This window comes from Algoriphagus litoralis, from assembly GCF_003259255.1.
GTDB lineage: Bacteria > Bacteroidota > Bacteroidia > Cytophagales > Cyclobacteriaceae > Algoriphagus > Algoriphagus litoralis.
The window spans coordinates 197,381-216,128 of record NZ_QGOL01000007.1 but is presented as its reverse complement, the minus strand read 5'-3'; the positions used below and the strand labels follow the sequence as shown (position 1 = coordinate 216,128).

General features: G+C 43.3%; 18 protein-coding genes. 7 read left to right on the top strand and 11 right to left on the bottom strand.

The features are described 5' to 3' along the window. Window positions 1–234 precede the first annotated feature (234 nt). Together DK188_RS08600 and DK188_RS08595 are read right to left on the bottom strand one after the other, a co-directional pair. Complete coding sequence (locus DK188_RS08600; RefSeq protein ID WP_111670409.1) at window positions 235–1,077, bottom strand: 3-keto-disaccharide hydrolase; 843 nt, start codon at window positions 1,075–1,077, stop codon at window positions 235–237. Further along, a complete protein-coding gene (locus DK188_RS08595; RefSeq protein WP_111670408.1) occupies window positions 1,074–1,871 on the bottom strand; it encodes an endonuclease/exonuclease/phosphatase family protein in 798 nt (265 codons plus the stop codon). The genes DK188_RS08600 and DK188_RS08595 overlap by 4 nt, the downstream gene beginning before the upstream one ends. Window positions 1,872–2,090: 219 nt before the next feature. On the opposite strand from DK188_RS08595, the gene DK188_RS08590 reads away from it, so the two are divergent. Then, window positions 2,091–3,695: a DUF748 domain-containing protein gene (locus DK188_RS08590; RefSeq protein ID WP_111670407.1), complete on the top strand. Its 1,605-nt coding sequence runs from the start codon at window positions 2,091–2,093 to the stop codon at window positions 3,693–3,695. 28 nt (window positions 3,696–3,723) lie between these two features. Here the strand turns inward: DK188_RS08590 and DK188_RS08585 are convergent, their stop codons facing one another. Then, entirely contained in the window at window positions 3,724–4,008 is a 285-nt protein-coding gene (locus tag DK188_RS08585) for a sll1863 family stress response protein (protein ID WP_111670406.1), read from the bottom strand. 257 nt (window positions 4,009–4,265) lie between these two features. Here DK188_RS08585 and DK188_RS08580 point away from each other — a divergent pair, with 257 nt between their 5' ends. After that, entirely contained in the window at window positions 4,266–6,533 is a 2,268-nt protein-coding gene (locus DK188_RS08580) for a helix-turn-helix domain-containing protein (protein ID WP_111670405.1), read from the top strand. A gap of 12 nt (window positions 6,534–6,545) precedes the next feature. On the opposite strand, the gene DK188_RS08575 is transcribed toward DK188_RS08580, so the two are convergent. Continuing rightward, window positions 6,546–8,063 (bottom strand): M20/M25/M40 family metallo-hydrolase, encoded by a 1,518-nt coding sequence (locus DK188_RS08575; RefSeq protein ID WP_111670404.1) that lies wholly within the window; start codon window positions 8,061–8,063, stop codon window positions 6,546–6,548. 71 nt (window positions 8,064–8,134) lie between these two features. Further along, entirely contained in the window at window positions 8,135–8,593 is a 459-nt protein-coding gene (locus DK188_RS08570) for a YehS family protein (RefSeq protein WP_111670403.1), read from the bottom strand. Window positions 8,594–9,050: 457 nt separating this feature from the next. Here DK188_RS08570 and DK188_RS08565 point away from each other — a divergent pair, with 457 nt between their 5' ends. From DK188_RS08565 to DK188_RS21695, 4 genes are all read left to right on the top strand, one after another. Beyond that, a complete protein-coding gene (locus tag DK188_RS08565; RefSeq protein WP_111670402.1) occupies window positions 9,051–11,222 on the top strand; it encodes a B12-binding domain-containing radical SAM protein in 2,172 nt (723 codons plus the stop codon). Between the two features lie 193 nt (window positions 11,223–11,415). Continuing rightward, complete coding sequence (locus DK188_RS08560) at window positions 11,416–12,267, top strand: alpha/beta hydrolase (protein WP_111670401.1); 852 nt, start codon at window positions 11,416–11,418, stop codon at window positions 12,265–12,267. A gap of 117 nt (window positions 12,268–12,384) precedes the next feature. Further along, window positions 12,385–12,582 carry a hypothetical protein gene (locus tag DK188_RS21700; protein ID WP_232825695.1) on the top strand — a complete coding sequence of 66 codons (198 nt, stop codon included), beginning with the start codon at window positions 12,385–12,387 and terminating at the stop codon, window positions 12,580–12,582. A 6-nt stretch (window positions 12,583–12,588) separates the two neighbouring features. Then, the gene (locus tag DK188_RS21695) at window positions 12,589–12,771 is read left to right on the top strand and encodes a hypothetical protein (RefSeq protein WP_232825694.1); all 183 of its coding nucleotides are present in this window, start codon (window positions 12,589–12,591) and stop codon (window positions 12,769–12,771) included. Window positions 12,772–12,789: 18 nt separating this feature from the next. Here DK188_RS21695 and DK188_RS08550 read toward each other — a convergent pair whose 3' ends face one another. The 6 genes from DK188_RS08550 to DK188_RS21835 form a co-directional block, all read right to left on the bottom strand. Beyond that, window positions 12,790–13,479 carry an ABC transporter ATP-binding protein gene (locus DK188_RS08550; protein WP_111670400.1) on the bottom strand — a complete coding sequence of 230 codons (690 nt, stop codon included), beginning with the start codon at window positions 13,477–13,479 and terminating at the stop codon, window positions 12,790–12,792. Then, window positions 13,476–14,732, bottom strand: coding sequence for an ABC transporter permease (locus tag DK188_RS08545; protein WP_111670399.1), 1,257 nt, complete (start codon window positions 14,730–14,732; stop codon window positions 13,476–13,478). The genes DK188_RS08550 and DK188_RS08545 overlap by 4 nt, the downstream gene beginning before the upstream one ends. Continuing rightward, a complete protein-coding gene (locus tag DK188_RS08540; RefSeq protein WP_232825693.1) occupies window positions 14,732–15,874 on the bottom strand; it encodes an efflux RND transporter periplasmic adaptor subunit in 1,143 nt (380 codons plus the stop codon). Before DK188_RS08540 ends, DK188_RS08545 begins: the two co-directional genes overlap by 1 nt. 71 nt (window positions 15,875–15,945) lie before the next feature. Continuing rightward, window positions 15,946–17,148: a serine hydrolase domain-containing protein gene (locus tag DK188_RS08535; RefSeq protein WP_111670398.1), complete on the bottom strand. Its 1,203-nt coding sequence runs from the start codon at window positions 17,146–17,148 to the stop codon at window positions 15,946–15,948. A 60-nt stretch (window positions 17,149–17,208) separates the two neighbouring features. After that, window positions 17,209–17,445 carry a DUF2442 domain-containing protein gene (locus DK188_RS08530; RefSeq protein WP_111670397.1) on the bottom strand — a complete coding sequence of 79 codons (237 nt, stop codon included), beginning with the start codon at window positions 17,443–17,445 and terminating at the stop codon, window positions 17,209–17,211. Then, window positions 17,429–17,584 carry a DUF4160 domain-containing protein gene (locus tag DK188_RS21835; RefSeq protein ID WP_111670396.1) on the bottom strand — a complete coding sequence of 52 codons (156 nt, stop codon included), beginning with the start codon at window positions 17,582–17,584 and terminating at the stop codon, window positions 17,429–17,431. The genes DK188_RS08530 and DK188_RS21835 overlap by 17 nt, the downstream gene beginning before the upstream one ends. Window positions 17,585–17,905: 321 nt before the next feature. Here DK188_RS21835 and DK188_RS08515 point away from each other — a divergent pair, with 321 nt between their 5' ends. Next, window positions 17,906–18,742: an alpha/beta hydrolase gene (locus DK188_RS08515; protein ID WP_111670394.1), complete on the top strand. Its 837-nt coding sequence runs from the start codon at window positions 17,906–17,908 to the stop codon at window positions 18,740–18,742. Window positions 18,743–18,748 lie beyond the last annotated feature (6 nt).

Genomic DNA, 18,748 nt, shown 5'->3' with positions numbered 1-18,748 from the left:
TTCATTTTGGAAAAGAAGTTTTTAAGTTAAAAATCAAAATAATATACTGAATATTAGGTAAAAAAGCTGAATTATTACTAGATCAGGCAGAAAATAGTTTAAAGGTTTTACAGGAAAATTTTTGAGGATTTGTTAAAAAAATACAATTTTTTCAGACTTCTAATGATCTGAGGTGCTGGAATGAATTTAGGATATGGCTTAAGCGAAACTTCTCGAGGGAATCAAAAAATAAAACTAGTCCTTCAGAAGATGTTCCACCATTTCTCTCATTTTTTTGGAGTTTCCGATATACGGACTCAGATCTACCAAAGCTACTCGCCGAAAATCAATGGGATGACTTTCGCTTTGCAGGGAAATAAACCCAGATTTAAGTGAGGTCCCGTCTACTTTTACCGCAGGATTTACAGGGCTCACATTTCCTCCTCCGATCTGTGGTTGGAAATAGCTGAAAACAGTATCTATTCCGACAAGATGATGAACTTCCTCATCTCCCAACACAATGAAATTGGCCTGAACCCACTGATCGCCGTGGTAAGTCGCAGAGGCGGAGTTTATACAATGTGGAGTGAATAGCGTGTCTGCCAAGACCACATTGGTTCCCGGAGTACACAGATTGCAGGTACTTCGTGGGTCGGTTCCATTTCCGCCTAAAAACTGTGCTTCGATCGAAATCGGAAAGTCCTGGTCCTTTAGCATCGTCTTCGGATCTTGGGAATGAAGCATTGCTCCACTGTTTCTCAGAGCCCAACCTTCTCCACCAGGGCATTGCTCTCCCACAAATCGGTATTCTACTTGAAGCAGATAATAGGAAAAAGGTTGCTTGTAAAAAATATGACCGTATTGCTGATCAAATTGGGTGTATCCGTCATAGCGGACTTGCATCATACCATCATTGATCTGGAAAGTATTGCCAAAGTTCTCACCCAGTTCGTGAGTTCGGATTTTAACAGTCCAGTCGTCCAGATCTTTTCCGTTGAATAACTCCTGCCACTGGCCTTCTTTACCCGAAGGGAAGAATTTCCAAAGAATGATTACGCCAAATAGTGCAAGCAGCCTTAAAACGGTGATTAATTTCATTCTTCCTCTTTTTTCATCCTGAGCACTGCCCAAACCGGATAGTGATCGGATAATTTGATATGGGTCAGGACCTTATATTCCACTAATTCAAACTTGCGGGAATCGTACCAGATGTAGTCAATCCGAGCGCCTGTTTCTGGAGTGCCATAGGTATTTTGCAGATCTCCAGCCATCGCCCCAGCTTCTTTCCAATGTTCAGGGATTCGCTGATACTCGGGAGAATCTGGAGTAAAATTGAGGTCTCCTACCCATATCGCGGGTCGGTCTAGCGAATCTGCATAGGATAGAATAGAATCGAGTTGTGCGATTCGATTGGCTTCAAATTCATGGCAAAGGTGTGTTGAACCAAAGTAAAATTCTTCCAGTGTTTTGAGTTCGGCTCGGACCCAAGCCATGGCTCTTGGTTCTCCTCCAGCTGGATTGGGAAGGTTCAGGGTATGATATTTCGCTCCTTTTTTTACCAATAATCCCTCGCCGTAAGCACCGCTGTCATATTCCATTGCCCTTCCAAAGTATCCTTTGTACCCAGTTTCTCTTGTGAGATTGCGGATAAAATCAAATCGCTCTCCGTATAATGTTGCAGATCGACCGGTCATACTATCTACCTCTTGTAGCCCGATCACTTCAGGCTGAATTTGAATCAAGAGATTAGCCAATTCAGGGAAATTAGGTGTAGATGGCTTATCAGCACGCTCACCATGCAAGATGTTGTAAGTAAGAATTTTGATTTCCTGGGCTGGAAGGGGAATCGAAAGCACTAAACTTGCGATCCACACGAAGAAAAATTGCTTCATTCTCAAATGTATTAAAATGTATTTTACCCTCGCAGCCAAATTTGATAAACAGAGAAAGAAATTTTCCAAAATATTTATTCCCGGGTTTTTTGTTCCATTTAGCCATTATGCCGTTCCATAGGCATAAATGCATAGTGAATGAATTGAATAATTTTTGTTCATTACCAGTATTCCCAGTCAATACTAAGCCTGTCTTTCATCCTAAATAACTTTTGGTACATGAAGTTTCTTAAACTGTTTTCTGCAATCCTTTTAGGCTTGGTGATTTTGGTCCTGGTAGGGGTCTTTTGGGGTAAAAGTTGGATCAACTCCAACCTTGAATCAGTTATCAATACTGACCCCGATAGGAAATACAATTTCAATTTTGAAACGGTCGAGGTGAATCTTCTCTCTCAGGGAATTCTAATTCATGAGGTAAAAATCACACCCATCGGAAAACAGGAGGGAGTATATGTAGCAGGAGAGGTGCTCCTGGTGACACTCAATCAGGTCAATATGCTCAAGCTGATCTTTAATCAAACCTTGGAAATTCAGAATCTTTCCTTCGATCAGCCTGAATTTGAAATCTTCATTCCTGAGGAACCATCCAAAGAAGACCAGCCTGGAGATGCCCTACAGGGACTTTTTGGGGATATTTTATCCAGAGGCGAGATCAATAACTTCGAGCTCAAGGAAGCCAATGCACTGTTCATGGTGGGAGAGGATCAACTGGGGAGTTTGACCAATCTAACGATCCTGGCTACAGATCTCGCCACAGATTCACTCAAACTGAACTATCCTATTCCCTTTGAATTCCAAAGAATTCACATCGGGATTGATAGCATTGAGTATGTGTTGGGAAATGGGCAGCATTTCAAAGTACAGGGGATTGACTTTGACACAGATCTTCAGCAGCTTAAGATGTATTCGCTTTCATTGCTCTATCCCAATGGACTGAGGGAGGCTTCGAGGGAAAAGGAATTTCAGGTGGATTTGGTCGAATTTAGGCTGGATTCATTGATTTTGTCAGGAATAGAAGCACGGAGCAACCTGTATTCGGATTTGGATATTCGCGCTGAGAAATTGGATGTCATGGGGCTTTTCCTTGAAGATTTCAGGAATCAGAAACTCCCAAGACCTCCAGATGAAGTCAAGCCCCTATTTCAGGGATTATTGAGACAGGTTCATGTCCCTCTGAAATTGGACACACTCCAACTGACTGATTGTACCATCATCTATGGAGAATCTGTTCCCGGCAAAAATGAGTTTTGGCAATTTCAACTGGATGGACTCAATGGAAATTTGGTCCATATCACTACCATACCGGAATTTCAGGCGGTATATGGTCAGTTGGATGGGGATTTTATAGGCCAAATCAAAAATCAAGGTAAACTCAGCATTGACTTGAAAATTCCCTATGAAAAGGATGAATTTTTGATGGAAGTAGAGTTGACGTCATTTCCGCTAACGACCATTAATGAAATACTCAATCCAATCATGAACGGTGAAATCGTGAGTGGTAATTTAGCCAGATTAAATATTCAAATGCATGCTGATTCCATCAGGTCAAGGAATGAGTTTCGATTTGATTACGATGAACTTAAAATAGAACTGTATCAAAAAGGGACTGACAAGAAAAATAGATTGACCTCGACTCTGGCAAATATTGCGATGAATTCATCTAACCTTCCAAATGGAAAAAAGTACCTGACTGCTACCTATACTACCTCCAGAAATCGATATCGGGGTCCATTTAATCTGATTTGGGAAAGCACCAAAGAAGGGATCATGCAAATAGTACCCGGGGGAGTGGCAAGGGAAATCCTGAATAGTTCGGGCAATTAAGCTAAAAGCCGGATTTCCGGCTTTTAGCTTAATCAAACAACCTACCCAGATTGACAAAACCTTCCTTGAAGGACTGTAATGAGTCCGCTAAGATGTCTTTAATTTCTTCCCACTTATCTTCCGCATCATCTTCGATGGCATCGATTTTCGCCTCAAGTTCATCTTTTTTGGCTCGGATAGCTTCGATTTTCTCCTGAAACTCCGCTTTCAGCTCTGCTGAGATGCTGTCTTTTTTGTCATCCAACTCCTGGATTTTTGCTTGTGCATCAGCCAGTGCCTCCGATGCTTTTAGTTTTATTTCTTCTTTGTTCATGGTAAAAGTGAGTTTAAATGAATGATAAAAGTTACTATAAATCAGACGAATAATTGTCTTTGAAAGAGATAGAAATCAGAATTTTAACATAACCTTCCACTAAAAATAATATGCGATTGATCAGTCGGTTAGCTGTTTTTATCAAGGATTTTTAGGACTACTATCCTTGTGTCAAATCAACCCAAGGTTAGCAGTACTTGCACAGTTTTGAAATCCGGGAATGAGGAATTTTAAAGGAAAAAATCTACTTTAGTTAAATGGAAAATCAATCCACCGACAGACTTCAGCTGGCGGCAAAGTTTGTCAACAATACTGGAGCCCCGATTTTTTTGACAGGAAAAGCCGGTACAGGAAAAACGACTTTTTTGAGAGATCTGAGTAGGCTAACACACAAGCGCTTTGTCATCGTCGCGCCGACAGGTATTGCTGCGCTCAATGCCAAAGGAGTCACGATCCATTCTCAGTTTTTGCTTCCATTTGGTTCCTTTCTTCCTACTCGGGAGGCGGAAGGAAACTTTTCAGAGAATCATGGATTTTTCACTCAGCAGACTTTAGCGAGAAGGCATCCGCTGAATCAGTTCCGGAGAAATGTGCTCAAGGCGATCGATTTGCTGGTGATCGATGAAGTCAGCATGCTTCGTGCAGATATTTTGGATGCGATTGACTATCGGCTTCGCAGCGTGAAGCGGAATTACAAGGTTCCCTTTGGAGGAGTGCAGGTGTTGCTGATCGGGGATTTGTATCAGCTTCCGCCTATTGTCAAAGATCAGGAATGGACTGTCTTGAGTCAGTTTTATAAGTCGATGCACTTCTTCGAAGCCAAAGCACTGCAGAATTCGGGAATGATTTACCTTGAATTAGATAGGATTTTCAGGCAGCAGGATGATGTTTTTATCCGCATTCTCAATAATCTCCGAGACAATCGTGCCACGGCAGAGGATGTCCGAATTCTCAATCAGCATTTTAAAACCTCGGATCAAATTGCAGATCTGCCGCCTTGCATCACCCTGACTACCCATAATTACAAAGCAGATGAGCTTAACCTCCGAGAATTGCGAAACTTGGACACCGCGTCGTTCTTCTATGACGCGGATGTGGAGCGGGACTTTCCGGAGAATCTCTTTCCACTTCCCCAATCGATCGAACTGAAAGTGGGTGCCCGGGTGATGTTTATCAAAAACGATACCTCGGGTCTTTCGTCCTACTTCAATGGAAAACTAGCGACCGTGCTCCAACTGGATAAAGAGGGAATCAAAGTCGAAATGGACGATTCCCACGATGAATTTGTCCTCAAAAAAGAACTCTGGGAAAATAAAAAGTACCGCATCAATCCAGAGACCAAAGAACTGGAGGAGGAAGTGATCGGGACTTTTGCTCAATTTCCGATCAAGCTCGCATGGGCCGTGACGGTGCACAAAAGTCAGGGCTTGACCTTCGATCGGGCGATTATTGATGTAGGACAAGCCTTTGCACCTGGACAAGTATATGTCGCGCTTAGCCGATTGCGAAGTCTGGATGGTTTAGTCTTACGTACAAGGGTGCAGCCAGATGTAATCTATTCGGACCCTAAAGTGGTGGATTTTACCCAAGGAACTGGGCTACAGGAGAGTTTGACAGACCTGCTTTCAACTCACCAAAATCAGTATTTGAATCAATTGATTCAGGATACGTTTGAGTTTGACAGTTTGATCAATTCCCTCACTCAGTTTGATAAGGAACAGGAAAGCAGCATGGAGTTTGAAGACGAGTTGCTGCGAAAAGATCTCTCATTGATCTATGAAACTTTGATTTCTGAAGGGGAAAATACCCGAAAATTTAGGGCCCAACTTTTTGTATTGCTTCAGCAGGTGGATCATGCCAAACTTATGGACCGAGTGGAAAAAGGAACTGAATATTATTTAAAATTCCTGACAGGGATTCTGGAAAAGCTAATTCTTCATGAAGTGAAAGTTGAGGAATTTTCGAGGATCAAGTCTTATCAAAATGGACTGGAGGAACTTGAATTGGAGATGATTCGAAAATACCTGGGAATTGCCAAAAGCGGTCGGTTGATCCAAGCGATTCTCAAAGGAGAAATCACAGGTAGAATGCCGGACATCGAGCAGCAAGTAGCTTCGCTGAGAAAATCGATCATCGATTCGGTCCGAAAAGCACTTCCCGAAAAGGCCAAATCGAGCACGAAAACAGGAAGAAAAAAGACAAAAGAGAAAACCCCAAAAGTTCCCAAAGCAAGGAAAGAGGATTCAAAATCGATTAGCGTTAATTTATTTTTGGATGGAAAAAGTCCACAAGAAATCGCCGATGAGCGGGAATTTGCACTTTCTACCATCATGGGTCATTTGGCTCATGGTGTCAAATCCGGCGTATTAAAACTAGAGCAGCTCGTAGCAGAGGAAGACATCCGTGAAATCCAAAAGGCGGCAGGAAAGTATGATTCACTCAAGCCCTATTTTGACTATTTCGAAGGAAAATATGACTACGGTACCTTAAGACTCGTGCTTTTTTCAGGAAAAGAAGAGGAGTAATCCCAGAGTCAATCAATACATCGGCTGAGTCAGCACACTCATGATCGTCTTGATTCCTTCTTTGTAGTTGCCTAGTCTGAGGTTTTCATTTGGGCTGTGTTGGTTGTTATCCGCATTGACTGTGGGAATAGTGACAGCAAGAATGCCCAAGGCATCCACAAAAGGTGAAATAGGAATCGATCCGCCCGAGATCCGGATTTGAACAGGATCCTTTCCAAAAGCTCTAACCATACCTTTTCTCAACCAAACTCCAGCTTCAGAATCCATGGATGTCCGAAAGGCTTGGTAGGAGATTGATTTCTTCACTTTTACGATTTTGGGATACTTCATCCGCTCTTCGTCAGTAGGATCCGCTTCTACGATGTGGAATCCCTGCTCCCGAATATGATTCTCAATCAGGCCAAAAAGGCGGTTTGGATCAGATTCTGGCACCAATCGCATGTCAAGTTCTGCTACTGCAATCTCCGGTACGATCGTTCTGGCTTCCGGCCCGACCCAAGCTGAACGCATGCCTCGGATATTCAGGGAAGGATATTGGATGCTCTCTTGATAGCTAGTGCCGACTTGATCTGTTCTGGAAATTCCCAATCGCTTTTTGATGGCTACTTCGTCATCCGGAACTGCTGCAAGAATGGCCTTTTCTGAGTCAGTCAGTTTGATTCCATCATAAAATCCCGGAATTACTACTTTTCCATTTTCATCTTTCATGCTGGCCAAAAGCTGCGAAAGGAGCAGGGCGGGATTTGGGGCATAGTTGCCATAATGCCCGCTATGCTGCGGGAGTTTTGGGCCGTAAGTCGTCAAAAACAATTCAGAAATTCCTCGTGCTCCATAGCTAAGCGTAGGTTCATTGCTGGTGTGGCGAGGGCCATCCATGATGAGCATCAGGTCGGCTGCCAGTTTTTCTTTGTACTGAATCACCGCAGCTGGAAGTCTGGGTGAACCCTGTTCCTCTTCAAAATCAAGGATGATTTTAATTGAATAATCTGGAGAAATTCCAGCCTCATTCAAAGCATCCCATGCACTGATAAACATGGCTAAAGGGCCCTTATCATCAGAACTTGATCGAGCAAAAATTCTCCAATCTGCATTGTATTCATTCTTGAGCCGATCCATGGGGATAATTTCCCAATTCCCATCTGCTTTTTGTTCCTTGAGTACAGGAATGTAAGGATCCGGCTGAAACCATCGGCTTCGATCTACGGCTTGACCGTCCACATGAAAGTAGAATAGTGCTGTTTTCTTGGCATTTGGCTGCTTTTTTTCTACCAAAAGCAAAGGGATCCCCCCGGTCTCCAGTCGCTCCTGACTCCAACCTCTTGCTCCAAAGACGGCTTCACACCAGACAATATTCACTTCTATCTGATCAGGAAAAACCGCGTCATTGGGCATGGCGACGATTTCATTGAGCAGTTTCAAAGCGGGTTGCCATTGCTTGTCAGTCAGTGCTTCAAGCTGGGATTGGTTCGTCGTTTGAGCACGGAGAGCGAAAGAAAAAACAAGGCAGAATGCAAGAATGGGAAGTCGCATGGTTGGGTGGATTTCCGGAAAAATAGACAAAAGACCCTTCAGCTGCAATCGAATTTGAAATCAGATGGATTTCATGGCCGAAACTTCATCTGTAATCCCTGCAAAAAATTCCTCAAAATCTGATCCTTGCACTGTCGGTATTGGGGTTGGGTGGGTCGACGGAAAAATGCACTCAGTTCGTGCTTGCTCAGGCGGAAACTTTTCAAAGCGAAAACTTCCAGCATATCGTCATCCTTCATATCCAAAGCGATTTTCAGCTTTCTCAGGATCGCGTTGTTGTCCAAAGTTTTCTCTGCTACGGGAGTTGAATCTTCCTTAGGACCACGCTTCAGGATAATCAGGCCATTGAGAAATGCTGCCAAATCTTTATCATAGATCGCTTTGTATTGCTCGTCGTCGTCCTTTTTGAGCCAGTTGCTTACTTCCTCACGAGTGACTGTCAGTCCTCCTTTGCTGAAAATATCCATCATCACAAAGTCATTGAAATCGAAAGTGTAGCGGAGGGATCGAAGTACGTCGTTGTTGCTCATGGGGACAAAGATGCTTCAATTTAATGGCAGTGGCTCAAAAGGAAAGGAGAAATTTCCTCTTTGGAATAAAAACCTTGTCTCACAGGTGGCACAATTGTTCACAGATTTGCTTCGCTCAGGAAATTTTTCCCGCCGATTTTCGCTGAAAAAGTCTCAGAGTTTCCCAGATTATTTCCCATAGATAGCTATAGGAAAAGACACAGGTGTTCACAGATTACTTCAAAAGCTTTAGCTTTTCTCTGTGAACTCAGAAAGGATTAAAAAAGAAAAAGGCTATGCAGTTCTTTTTGTCTTCAGTAGAAGTCAAACTTCTCTCTTTATTTCTCTGTGGTAAAAAACCTTTGCGACACTTGGTGGACTTTGTGGTTAAAAATCTCAAAGCTTTAAATTTTCTCTAGTTCCCTATGTGGCTGCGGTGAATAAATGCGAACTTTGATTCGATTCAAATTCATAGCCCTTGTCCACCAAAGTCCTTTTCATCACACCACCTTTTACCCAGCTCAATACGCCCTATCCAGCGACAGCTTACATCAAGGGTTTTTTGAATACGCTTCAGGTTTCTTGCCAGCAAGCAGATTTGGGAATTGAGGTGATTTTGAAGCTTTTTTCCAAAAATGGCCTAAGCCAAGTCTTTGAAATTGCTTCAGAAAAATCTGAGGAACTTTCGGAGAATTCAGCCCGAATCCTGAGAATGAAATCTGCTTATTTGCAGACCATTGGGACGGTAATTGATTTTTTGCAAGACAAAAACCCCACTTTGGCTTACCATATTTCCGAGGGAAATTTCCTTCCCGAAGCCAGTCGTTTTGAGCAATTGGATGATTTGGAGTGGGCTTTTGGAACTTTGGGTGTTCGGGACAAAGCAAGATATCTCGCGACCTTGTATCTGGAAGATATTGGTGACCTGATCACCGAAGCAGTGGATCCACATTTTGGATTTAGCCGCTATGCGGAGCGGTTGGGGATTTCCGCTTTGACTTTTGACGAAATGGAGGAAGCTCTTAATCAACCGATGAGTTTGATCGATTCGATGCTGTTGGAGCTTCTAGAAGAAAAAATCCAAAACTGGAAGCCTGAGTCGGTGGCCTTCTCGGTACCTTTTCCCGGCAACCTCTATGGCGCGCTGAAATGCGGTCAATACCTTAAACAAAACCATCCTGAAATCAAAGTCTGGATGGGTGGAGGCTATCCCAATACGGAACTGCGTTCGCTAAAGGATCCGCGGGTTTTTGATTACATCGACTTCATTACGTTGGACGATGGGGAAGCCCCGATTCAGCTTTTGCTGGATTATTTGCATGGAAAAAGGCCTTTGAATGAGCTGAAGCGAACTTTTGTTCGTGTCGATGGCCAAGTTAAGTTTTTGAATAATTCCGCAGTGAAAGATCTTCCACAGCGGGAAGTCGGTACGCCGGATTACAGTGATTTGAAGTTGCGGGATTATCTCTCGGTCATCGAGGTGGCGAATCCCATGCATCGACTCTGGAGTGATGGCCGCTGGAATAAGTTGACGCTTGCCCATGGTTGCTATTGGGGCAAATGCACGTTTTGTGATATTTCGCTAGATTATATCGGTCGCTACGAACCGATCAATGCTGCAATTCTCTGCGATCGAATCGAGGAAATCATGGGGCAGACGGGCACCAATGGATTTCACTTTGTTGACGAAGCTGCGCCTCCAGCATTGATGCGGGACTTGGCAATTGAGATTTTGAGACGGGGATTGGTGGTGGTTTGGTGGACGAATATCCGTTTTGAAAGCAGCTTCACGGCAGACCTTTGTCGCTTGCTTCGGGCCTCAGGTTGCATTGCGGTTTCAGGTGGTCTGGAGGTAGCTTCTGACCGACTTTTGGCCCTAATCAAAAAAGGCGTCACAGTTGCTCAAGTCGCTCAGGTAACGAACCATTTTACGCAGTCAGGAATCATGGTTCATGCCTATCTGATGTACGGCTACCCAACTCAGACTGCGCAAGAGACGATTGATTCCATGGAGATGGTGCGACAGTTGTTTGAGATTGGCGTGTTGCAATCAGGTTTTTGGCATCGATTTGCGATGACTGCGCATAGTCCGGTGGGTTTGGATCCTAAAGCTTTTGGAGTAAAGCGAACAGACTTGGGAGAAGGGACTTTTGCAAATAATGAACTCGACTTTGACGATCCTGTCGGAGTGGAACATGCGCTTTTCTCCGAAGGGCTTCGCAAATCGCTCTTCAATTACATGCATGGAGTGGGATTTGATATTCCGCTCCGAGATTGGTTTGACATCAAAGTTCCGCCAACCTCAATTCCCAAAAAATACATCGAGCGGCAGATTCAAGGCGAACCTGCTTTAGCATATCGGGATCAAAATCGGATCATTTGGATCGGTTCGCCACCTGAATTGATGGAAACTGATGAGGGAATCTGTGAATTGATTTTTTCAGGGAAAAAAGAAGACTTTGCCATCGAACTCCCAATCGAGTTGGGGGAATGGGTGTGTTGGCTTTTGGAAAAAGTCAGCTATGAGAAAGACCTAAATACGCTAAAGCCGATTCGGGAACAGTACGAGCAGGAATTGGGGGATTTTCAGGAAATGTTGGACTCCGAAGTTTGGGAGATTCTCCGTGAGCATGGGTTGTTGGTTTTTTAGGGAGATAGACCTTAGGCAGTGCCTTAGATTTCACTCAGCACGGCGACTTAAATCGGCGGAGATTTCTGAAAATTCAAATCCATTGCCCTCTTTGACTACGTTGATTAATTCTTTAATCAAACAATTCGCTATTCCCAGAGTATCCATTGGGACGCGAAGAAAAAAAAATCCTTTGATCTCCAGTCCCCTATTTATGCATTCCATTATCCGTTTCCTAATTCTCATTCTTAGCCTATCGACAGTTGGTTGTGCATTCAAATCCGTTCAACGCAGCAAGGATATTTCCTACATGCAGGCGAATTCAGCAATGAATCTTCCGGAAAAGCAGCTGAATATTTTTGCCCCTAAAAAGGCTGAGAAATTGCCCGTTTTGATTTTTATCCATGGAGGAAGTTGGAACAGCGGTCGAAAGGAGATCTATAACTTCATGGGCAACCGATTGGCTAGGCGAGGGGTGGTGACCGTGATCATCGACTATCCTTTGGCACCAGAATACCAACTGCCAGAAATGGAAAAAGCCACGTTGCTTTCTGTAAAATGGGTTCAGGAAAATATCGCCAACTACGGGGGCGATCCCGCTGAAATTTACATTTCAGGACATTCTGCTGGTGGTCACTTGGCAGCGCTGTCGGTGGTGAAAGATGATTCCTGGAAAGAAATCGGCGTGGATAACCCACTGAAAGGCGCCATACTGAATGATCCTGCTGGCTTGGATTGGTATTGGTTTTTGACCGAGCGCAAGGAGAAATACGATGCAGAGGACAACTACGACGCCTTCACCGATAGCCCTGTGGTTTGGAAGGAATTTTCTCCCATTTATTTCTTGGATGGAAAAGAGATCCCTATGCTGCTGATGGAGGGAGAAAAAACCTATCCGGGAATCCGCCTGACTGTTGATCGATTTCGAAAGGAAGCAGAAGCTAATAATACCGATCTGACTTATTCCTTTTATAAAAAGAAAAAACACATTCCGATGATTACTCAATTTTTTTGGACTTGGAGCAAAGGGTATAAGGATGTGTTGGGGTTTATTGAGAAAAGATAATTTGATTATCCATAATTTTACCAATAACCAAAATTGACGGACACCGAGCGGAGTCGAGGTGAAACTTAATAAAATTTGACTCTTCGCAGAATTGCCTATATCGATAAAAGGGTAACAATGGAAATCAATAAAAGCTGGTACCTCCTTGAAAATGACGCTGATTTTGAATTAGCAAGAGAGCGTTATGAAGCCCTAAAGAATTCAGTGAAAGGTTCTAAAGAACATAAGGAAAAAATGCTTTTGGTGCATTTGATGTCAGAATATGAAAACAAATTATGGGACTTACCTGAGGTTGATCCTATCGAACTAATCTAAATCCGAATGGATGACTTTGGGTACAATGCAGCGACTTTGGCTAAGGAATATGGAGACAAAGGAACGGTCAGTAAGGTTCTCAATTATAAACAGTCCCTTTCACTTTCAATGATTAGAAAATTCAGCCAGCTTCTCAAAATACCCGCTGAATGGCTAATTAAAGAATATCCATTAAAGAATGCGATGTGATCATTGGCTCTAGGCCAACTAAAATCGAATCACCCTTCCATCTTCCATCTCGATCGTGCGGTCGGTTCCAGCTGCAAACTCCGGATCATGCGTCACGATCAACATCGTCTGCCCAAATTCTTTGGCCAGTTCCTTGAACTTATTGAAAACGATATCAGAGTTTTTCTTATCCAGGTTGCCAGTGGGTTCGTCACCCATGATCAGCAGCGGATCATTGATCAACGCTCGGGCGATAGCTACTCGTTGTTTTTGCCCACCTGAGAGTTGATTGGCTTTTTTCTTCGCATGATCCTGCATATCAAAGATTCGCAACTTTTCCAACGCTCTGTGTTCAAGCTCTTCACGGGAATATTTTCCAAGCTTGAGCCCTGGAATCATCACATTTTCCAAAACCGAAAACTCATTGAGTAAGTAGTGGAACTGAAAGACAAAGCCGATTTTCTCATTTCTAAGTTGGGAAAGAAAGCTGGATGATTTGCCGGAAATTTTCTCCCCATCCATGAAAAGTTCACCTGAATAGTCGGTATCCATGGTCGACAGGATGTAGAGCAGCGTGGATTTGCCACAGCCGGACTTTCCTATCACAGATACAAATTCGCCTCGATTGATACTGAAACTCACCTCCTTCAGCACTTGTGTTTTGGTAGGATTGTAGAAAAACTTGTCAATGTTTTTCGACTCGAGTACGATTTGGTCAGTTTCTCTCATTTTCCTCGAATGATTTCTACCGGATCAATTCCACTTGCTTTTCGAGCAGGAAAAAATCCCGCTAAATACGTGGTGATCAAACTAAATGTGCCACCAATCAAATAGTACTTAGGATTGAAATCGACCGGAAAAGTTTTGATTGTTGGCAAAGCTGCCGTTTCAAATGGAATTCGTTCGATTCCCAATCCCGCTAAAAACCCAAAAAGCAATCCTAAAGCCCCACCCACTAAACCAATAGTAAGTGCAATAGCGATGAAAATCCTGTTGACATCCTGACTGCTAAATCCAATTGCCTTGAGAATAGCGATGGTATCGAGCTTCTCGAAAATCATCATGTTTAAGATGTTATAAATTCCGAAACCTGAGACTACGAGCAAAGTGATTCCCACAGCATAGCTGATCATAGATCGAATGGATGTTCCTGTTTCAAACTGGGCATTGACAGTCTGAATATCATCTGCGTCGATCCCAAAAATTTGCCCAAATTCACGAGCAAGCGAAGGTGCTGAGTTCAAGTCTTTCAACTTCACCTGGATGTCGGTGATGTAAGCGGCGGGTTCGCCGAGCATCTTTTGGACTGTGGAGATCGATGCAAAGCTATTGACGTTATCAAAGTCCCCAAGTCCGGATTGATAGTAGCCCACTACTTTAAGTTGGACTCTGTTACCCTGAGCAGTGGTCACTTGTACCACATCACCGATATCGGCTAGCATTCGATCTGCTGCCCCTTTTCCCAGAATAATGGTATTGGTCTGATTGAGATCTGCATAATTTCCGGTGGTCACATAGTCGGTAAATGCAAAAAGCTCGGCCTCCTTTTCGACATCAATTCCACTGACTATACCTGTAAGATCGATCGTTCCCACATTGAAAAAAACCTGAGCGGAGATCTTTGGACTTACACCCAAAACTCTAGAATCCTCCTCCAAGGTTTTAATGATTGCTTCGCTATTGTGAATGGACAATCGGCTGGTGCTGGGTTTGATCGACCGGATGATATTCAGCGAGTTTTCAAATTGACTGCTTTGGTCGATGGGTTGGTTTGGGTTGGGGCGGATTTCATTATAAAAACGGATGTGTGGCGTACGATTCAGAACCAATCCATCGAGCATGGTATTGAGTCCGTTCATAAATCCAAGCAAAGCCACAAACATGGTGATGCTGAACATGACCCCTGTGGCAGCAATCAGTGTTTGCTTCATGCGCGCAACCATCAGGGCTTTGGAGATTTCAAAAATCAGGGACCACTTCATTACTTTCCAGGAAGGATTAGAGGTGTATTTTCATCTATTCCTTCCAGAATTTCAGCAAATTGGTAAGTCTTAATTCCAACTTTCACTGGAATCGTATCTCCCGCCTCTGTGATTACTCGGTCATCCTGCCAGAGGTAATTTCTCGGGATAACGAGTGTCTCGGCTTTCATTTGGGTCACAATATTGGCTTCCAAAGTAAGATTAGGATAGAGTTTTGGTGGAGCTTTTGTGAAAATGGCCTCAATCGTGAAACTCTTACTTTGGGAATTCATGATCGGATAGATTCGGGTTACTTTGGCTTCGAAAACCTGATCTTTGTAACTGTCCAACATCACCATGACCAGTTGGTCTAGCGCTACTTTAGAGATATCATACTCATCAACCTGAAGTTCCAGGATAAATTCATCTGCACTTCCGATCACCGCAAGGGGAGTTTGTGGGCTGACCATTTCCCCTTTTTCCTTGAGGATGGCATAGACCACACCGTCTATTTTACTGGTCAGCATGTATTCATCGAGAAGAGATTCGCTGATGGCGAGGTTTTTTGAGGAGCTTTTGGCATTGAATTCAATCTCCCGTTTCAGATCCTGATATTTCAGAAGTGCAGATTCATAGGCGGCTTTTGAATTCTGAAAGATCAATTCACGCTGCTCCAGATCGACTGCCGTACCGATTCCTTTGTTCCAAAGGTTTTTTTGTCGGACAAGTAGGATGGAGTCATTTTGTTTTTTGCTTTTGGATAATTCTATGCTGAGTTCGAGATCACGGATTCGGCCTTGATTTGCCTGAAGGTCAGCGAAATTCCGCGAGAGTTGCGCATTTTCGGTACTCAGTTTTTCCCGCTCACTGAATATTTTCAAAACCGGAGTTCCTGCCTTTATGGTGTCTCCTTCTTTGACGAAGATTTCTTCAATCGGTCCACTGCCGAGGGTGAATGCTTCATATTGGTTTTTTGCCTTGACTAATCCTGAGGCATAAACGGATTCGGTCAGGGATTTTTTCTCAGGGAAAAGCACATTTTCTTCCGATTTTCCGCAGGAAAATACTGCCAAGGAAAGGAAAAGAAGGAATGAGAAATTTCCAGTTACAGAATGAAATGGACCAATTTTTCGCATGGAGATGACAACCTTGAAGTCTTTCAAAGTAAACAAATTGTAGCGTAGTTATAGGTGAGCAAAGTCAGTTGAAAGGAGTTTATTTTCAGTTCCGAATTTCAATCAACTGCCTGGTAGATCATTTGTCGGAACTTATTTTCGTAATACGAACTGAACGGTGCAACCTGAGTCATGAAAATGGCGACCATGTCTTCTTTTGGATCGATAAAGAAGTACGTACAATAAGCACCACTCCAATAGAAAGTGCCTTCAGAGCCCAAGCTTTTGGTATCAGCCAAATCATCGACTACGGCAAATCCAAAACCGAAGCCTTTACCTGGATCTTGGAAGAGATCTTTGGTTTGGTTCATGGACATGAGTTCAACGGTTTTGGAACTGAGGTATCTTTTCCCATCCAATTCACCTCCATTTAGCATCATTCGTGCAAAGAGGGAATAATCCTGAGCAGTCGAAAATAGCGCATTTGCACCGGCAAAGACAGTATTTCCCGAAGTTGGGGTTTGTCTGGGAGCCTTGACCAATTTACCTGCATCGTCATAGGTATGCAGGATGGTCATTCGCTTTGCTTGCTCATCGGTCAGATTGTAGCCCGTATCCTTCATTCCCAGCGGACCCAAAAGCCGTTCCTGAAGGAATTCAGCAGCAGTTTGTCCTGAAAAGACCTCGACTAATCTTGCCAAAATATCCGGTGAAGCAGAGTAGTACCACTGCTCGCCAGGCTGTCCATATAGGGGAAGTTTTGCATAGGCTGCTACCCTTGCAGCAATATCCTTATGCTGGGCATAATAAAGGCCCTGAATGACCTCTTCATCGACTTTGGTGCTTCCCAATCCATGTGAAAATCCAGCCGTATGACTCATCAGTTGGGCGATGGTAATCGGTGTTTTGACAGGTTCCAAACCTCCCGCTGATCCCAGTTTTGGGTCTTTGGCAACCATCGCGTCTTTGAATTCGGGGAGATACTTGTGAAGCGGATCGTTTAGGAAAAAGTGGCCTTCTTCATACAACATCATGAAAGCCGTGGTGATGATCGGCTTGGTCATGGATTGGATGAAATAGATTTGATCAGTGCTTGCTGGGGTTTTTTCCAAAAAATCATTGTAACCCAAAGCGGATTCGTAGACTTTTTCGCCGTTTTTATAGACTAAAGTGACAACTCCCGGTAATCGGCCCGCATCAATTTCCTTTTGGAAAAAGGCGTCATATCGGTCAAGGCGTTCTTTGGAGAGTGTTGATTGTGCTAATCCTGAAAAAACCAAGACTAGTGAGAGGAGGATGGTGTAAAGAGTTTTTTGGAACATCGTTTTTTAGGTTTAAAAAAAGACTCGAAATGTAATCTCGAGTCTCAAAAGGGTTAGTTTTTAAGAAATCAATTCGCTGACCAATAAATCTTCATCTAATTCTTCCCAATGGATTCCTTCTCCATTTCCGATGAATCGCCAATTCTCCAACTGCTCTTTGGTAGCTTCTCGCAGCCTAGGGAACCACTCGATCGGAATTCCAATTTCACGACCATCTTCCATGAAGAGTGTCATTTTTCCATTAGCAAATGAAAGATTGATGGCTTGGTTCGATTTAAGTTTAGTTAAAGTACTCATCCCAGCTAGCGTTTATTAATTCTAAATTTAATTGGATCAAAATACGAATTTCTCGCAGTTCATTAGCTGAAAACTTTTTTGATACCACCAATTCGATTGGGTGTAAATTGAATTTGGCTGTCTTGCCGGATTTTTCAATATGAACTTGCTTGGGCTAATGATCATTGCTGTAAAAGAAAAATCAAAACCCATTTTGCTTGAATATGGTCGGCATAATTATAAATTTTCTGATTATCCGCAATTATGCCAGTTGAATCAAATGGCCTCGACTTCGCTCGGCCTCCGGGTTCAGATTTATCAAATGCGGGGAGGAAAATGCGGCGAAGCCGCATTTTCCTCCCCGCCCAACCTTACTATATAGGACGGTCACCGAGCGAAGTCGAGGTGAACAATAGAAAATTTGACTACTGGCTAAAAAGCGGATATTCATATTAAATTTAATCAAAAACTTATTTGATTCATGTCTCACCTTGAAACTTCCTACACCACGCACGACGGCCTGAAACTTTACCTCCAAGCTTGGATGCCTGACAATCCAAAAGCAGGATTACTTCTTGTTCACGGCTTGGGAGAGCATAGTGGTCGATATGCACATATTGTCGACAAGCTGAATAAGTTGGGTGTGGCGGTTTTTACTTTTGATGGCAGAGGTCATGGGAAATCACCTGAAGGAAAACCGACGGCCTACTTTGATTCCTATGAAGATTATTTGAAGGACATCGATGCACTTTTTGGAAAAGTCAAAGGCTATCTACCTGGCAAACCTGCTTTTCTCTACGGTCACAGCATGGGTGGAGGGCTTGTGACGGCCTATGTCTTGAAGTATAAACCCCAAGCCGCTGGGGTAATCATAAGTTCACCAGCAATCAAAGAGGCAGAAGGTACATCCCCGATTTTGATAGCCATTTCAGGGTTGGTAAATCGGTTTTTTCCAAAAATGAAGGTACTGAAGCTGGACATATCCGCGGTATCCCGAATTCCGGAGGAGGTTTCAAAGTATAAAAATGATCCTTTGAATTATCAGGAAAATATTCCTGCGCGGACGGGGTATGAGCTGTATCAGATGATGCAGTTTATCCAAAGTCAGGCGGAGAATTTTGAACTTCCATTTCTCCTGATTCATGGAGATGCGGATCGACTTACCAATCCCAATGGTTCTGAATTGCTGGCTCAAAAGGCAAAATCAGCGGATAAGACATTAAGGATTTTTCCCGGTGGCTATCATGAACTGATCAATGACTCGGATAGGGAAGAAGTGATGAAAGTGATTGTGGATTGGGTGGAAAAGCGGATTTGAATCATT

Bases quoted from the DNA above. Each gene is read 5' to 3' on its own strand.
- DK188_RS08560 (WP_111670401.1), top strand. From the start codon at position 11,416: ATGCATTCCATTATCCGTTTCCTAATTCTCATTCTTAGCCTATCGACA.
- DK188_RS08585 (WP_111670406.1), bottom strand. From the start codon at position 4,008: ATGAACAAAGAAGAAATAAAACTAAAAGCATCGGAGGCACTGGCTGAT.
- DK188_RS08600 (WP_111670409.1), bottom strand. From the start codon at position 1,077: ATGAAATTAATCACCGTTTTAAGGCTGCTTGCACTATTTGGCGTAATC.
- DK188_RS08515 (WP_111670394.1), top strand. From the start codon at position 17,906: ATGTCTCACCTTGAAACTTCCTACACCACGCACGACGGCCTGAAACTT.
- DK188_RS08575 (WP_111670404.1), bottom strand. From the start codon at position 8,063: ATGCGACTTCCCATTCTTGCATTCTGCCTTGTTTTTTCTTTCGCTCTC.
- DK188_RS08550 (WP_111670400.1), bottom strand. From the start codon at position 13,479: ATGAGAGAAACTGACCAAATCGTACTCGAGTCGAAAAACATTGACAAG.
- DK188_RS08590 (WP_111670407.1), top strand. From the start codon at position 2,091: ATGAAGTTTCTTAAACTGTTTTCTGCAATCCTTTTAGGCTTGGTGATT.
- DK188_RS08545 (WP_111670399.1), bottom strand. From the start codon at position 14,732: ATGAAGTGGTCCCTGATTTTTGAAATCTCCAAAGCCCTGATGGTTGCG.
- DK188_RS08530 (WP_111670397.1), bottom strand. From the start codon at position 17,445: ATGAGTACTTTAACTAAACTTAAATCGAACCAAGCCATCAATCTTTCA.
- DK188_RS08570 (WP_111670403.1), bottom strand. From the start codon at position 8,593: ATGAGCAACAACGACGTACTTCGATCCCTCCGCTACACTTTCGATTTC.
- DK188_RS21700 (WP_232825695.1), top strand. From the start codon at position 12,385: ATGGAAATCAATAAAAGCTGGTACCTCCTTGAAAATGACGCTGATTTT.
- DK188_RS08595 (WP_111670408.1), bottom strand. From the start codon at position 1,871: ATGAAGCAATTTTTCTTCGTGTGGATCGCAAGTTTAGTGCTTTCGATT.
- DK188_RS21695 (WP_232825694.1), top strand. From the start codon at position 12,589: ATGGATGACTTTGGGTACAATGCAGCGACTTTGGCTAAGGAATATGGA.
- DK188_RS08535 (WP_111670398.1), bottom strand. From the start codon at position 17,148: ATGTTCCAAAAAACTCTTTACACCATCCTCCTCTCACTAGTCTTGGTT.
- DK188_RS08580 (WP_111670405.1), top strand. From the start codon at position 4,266: ATGGAAAATCAATCCACCGACAGACTTCAGCTGGCGGCAAAGTTTGTC.